The 3,480-nt window shown below is 70.1% G+C and carries 2 protein-coding genes; both read left to right on the plus strand.

The window, feature by feature from the left end:
* Positions 1-2,018: condensation domain-containing protein (locus C6N31_RS41965; RefSeq protein ID WP_232486329.1), on the plus strand; the 2,018-nt coding region annotated here is incomplete at its 5' end.
* Positions 2,015-3,480, plus strand: a 1,466-nt coding sequence (locus tag C6N31_RS41970) for a condensation domain-containing protein (RefSeq protein WP_232486330.1), incomplete at its 3' end; no start/stop codon positions are given. The genes C6N31_RS41965 and C6N31_RS41970, both read left to right, overlap by 4 nt.

Raw genomic sequence — 3,480 nt, forward strand, 5'->3', positions numbered from 1 at the left:
CCGACCACCCCGACATCACCCAAGCCGCCGTCATCACCCACGAAAACCAACCAGGCACGATCCGCCTCATCGCGTACGTCGCCGCCACCAACGCGCTGCCTGCGGAGAGCCTGCGTGAGTTCGCCCGCCGGCGGCTGCCGGACTACATGCTGCCGTCGGTGTTCGTCCAGCTGGACAGGTTGCCGCTGACTGCCAATGGCAAGCTCGACCACACCGCGCTGCCCGATCCTGACCCGGCTCCGCAGGCGGACGCCCCGGGACGCGAGCCGCGGACGGCGCGCGAACGGCTGCTCGGTGAGCTGTTCACACGGGCCCTCGGTGTGAACCGGGTCGGCCTTGATGACGACTTCTTCGCACTCGGCGGGGACAGCATCATCTCGATCCGCCTGGTGAGCCTGGCGCGCACGGCAGGGGTCGGTTTCGCGGTCCGGGACATCTTCGAGCGGCGGACCGTGGCTGGGCTGGCGGACGTCGCCGAGGACTTGCCCCAGTCGGCTCCGGCAACCGATGGAGCGGGCATCGGTACGGTGGAGCCCACACCGATCATGCTCTGGTTCGACGAGCGCGGCGGCGCGATCGACCCGTTCTACCAGGCGATGCTGCTGCAGGTGCCGGCCGATCTGGGCGAGGACTGCCTCACTGCGACCGTGCAGGCGCTCGTGGACCACCATGACGCCCTGCGACTGACCCGGACCCCGAGCCGCGCAAGCCGCCGGCCGTGGTCGCTGGAAGTTCTTCCGGTCGGCGCCGTCCCGGCTGCCGACCTGGTGCACCGCGTCGACGTGGGCGCAGGCACGTTCGACGAGGCGCTGGTACGGGATCACCTGGACTCGGCGGCCGCCCGCCTGTCGACGGAGCGGGGGGTGCTGCTCCAAGCGGTCTGGTTCGATGCCGGGCCCAGTCGTGCCGGCCGTCTGCTGTTCCTGGTCAACCACCTGGTGGTGGACGGGGTGTCCTGGCGGCTGCTGCTTGCGGATCTGGTCGCCGGTTGGGAGGCGGTCGCGCGCGGCCGGGCCCCGGGGTTGGAGCCGGTGCACACCTCGTTGCAACGCTGGTCCCGGCTGCTGACGGCGGAGGCCCGCCATCCAGCTCGTGCCGCGGAAGTGCGGCTGTGGGCCGATCTGCTGACCGCTGCTGACCCACCGCTGACCGCTGACCGGCTGGATCCAGGACGGGACACCGTCGGCCGGGCCCGCGACCTCACGCTTTCCCTTCCACCCGACGTCACCACCTCACTCCTGACGACGGTGCCGGCCGCCTTCCACGCGGGGGTCAACGATGTACTGCTGACCGCGCTCGCCCTGGCGGTCGCCCAGTGGCGGCGCCGTCATGCCCGCGGGCGGCACACCGAGCTGTTGGTGGATGTCGAGGGCCACGGCCGCGAGGAGATCATCGAGGACACGGACCTGTCCCGCACCGTGGGCTGGTTCACCTCTCTGTATCCCGTCCGGATCGACCCGGGCGCGCTGGGCTGGGAAGAGGTCGCCGACGGCGGACCGGCCCTCGGGCAAGCCCTGAAAAGAGTCAAGGAGCAGTTGCGCTCCCTGCCCGACAAAGGCGTCGGCTTCGGTCTGCTGCGCCACCTCAATCCGTCGACCGGATCGGAGCTGCGTCGGCTCGCGGTGCCCCAGCTGGGCTTCAACTACCTCGGCCGGTTCGCTTCAGCCGGAACCCCCCTCGTTGCGGGCAACCCGGCGTGGGCCGTGGCATCGGAGGCGGGCTTGCTGAGCGGCGCTGATCCGGGCACCGCCCTGGCGCACGGACTGGAGGTCAACTCGATGGTCCGCGACACTCCGGACGGCCCCTGGTTGGAAGCCGTCTGGACGTGGGCCCCCGATCTCTGGCCCGAGCAGCACGTCCGCGACCTTGCCGAGGACTGGTTCCGCGCGATCCGCGGCCTGGTCCGGCACGGTGACCGGTCCGGCACCGGCGGCCACACGCCTTCGGACTTCCCCCTGACCACACTCAGCCAGCACGAGATCGAGCAACTCGAAGCCGCGTGGAGGATCCAGAAATGACGTCGTCGGGCCTGGAAGACATTCTGCCCCTGTCCCCGATGCAGGAGGGGCTGCTGTTCCACTCGCGCTATGAGCAGGACGGCGCGGACGTCTACGGGGTGCAGCACGTATTCGACATCGCGGGCGCCCTCGACAGTGAGAACCTGCGGGCGGCGGTCCGCGCCCTGGTCCAGCGGCACGCGAACCTGCGCGCCGGTTTCCGGCAGGTGGGGTCGGGTCAGACGGTGCAGACGATTTCCCGTCAGGTCGAGGTTCCCTGGGAGGAGTACGACCTCTCCTCGCTTCCCGGCGACGCAGCGGAGGCGGAGTTCGTCCGACTCGCCGCCAAGGAGCACGGCCGCCGGTTCGACCTGGCTGAGCCGCCGCTGCTGCGCTTCTCCCTGGTGCGGCTCGCCGGGGAGCACCACCGCCTCATCCTGACCACCCATCACATCCTGCTCGACGGTTGGTCCACTCCCATCCTCGTGCGCGAGCTGACCGCGCTGTACGACACTCACGGGGACACCGCTGCGCTCCCCCGGGTCACCCCCTACCGCCAGTTTCTGGGCTGGCTGGCCCAGCAGGACCAACCGGCGGCCGAGGCTGCCTGGCGCGAGGTCTGCTCCGACCTCGAACAGCCCACCCTGATCACACCGGTGGATCCCGGACGCGCCGCGCAGATGCCGGAACGAATCACTGTCGAACTGGACGAGGAGCGCACGGCCGCGCTCGCCGAGTGGGCGCGCGGCCAGGGCGTGACCCTGAACACCGTCCTGCAGGCCGGCTGGGGTCTGGTACTGAGCCGCCGTACGGGCCATGACGACGTGGTTTTCGGGGCCGTCGTGGCAGGTCGTGACCCGCAGCTGTCCGGTGTGGAGTCCATGGTGGGCCTGCTCATCGCCATGGTGCCCGTGAGGGTCAGGCTGGACCCGGCGCAGTCGCTGCTGGCCACAGTCGTCCGGCTGCAGGATGAGCAGTCGCGGCTGACCGCACACCACCATCTCGGGCTGGCCCGTATCCAGCAGCTCGCGGGATTGGGCGACCTCTTCGACACCTCCGTGGTGTTCGAGAACTATCCCTGGGATGACACCGCCGCCACGGTGGGTGCGGGACTACACATCGCCCCCGACCTTGGCCGGGGACGCGACGCGACGCACTACCCGCTCACTCTGATCGCGGCGCCGGGCCGCCGTCTCCACCTGCGTCTGGACTACCGCGACGACCTTTTCGACCGAGCTGCGGCCAACGGATTCCTCGATCGGCTGATCCAAGTGCTCGACCTGATGGTCGCCGACGCGGACCGGCCGGTCGGCCGGATCGACCTGCTCACCGACGAGGAGCGGCGGGAACTGCTGGTCACCCGCAATGACACCGCCACGGTGAATGACAGCGCAACACTACCGGGGTTGTTCGAGGCGCAGGCCGAGTGTGCACCGGACGCGGTAGCCGTGACGTGCGACGACACCGCCCTGACCTACGCCGA

It is taken from the genome of Streptomyces fildesensis (assembly GCF_016107395.1).
Lineage (GTDB): Bacteria > Actinomycetota > Actinomycetes > Streptomycetales > Streptomycetaceae > Actinacidiphila > Actinacidiphila fildesensis.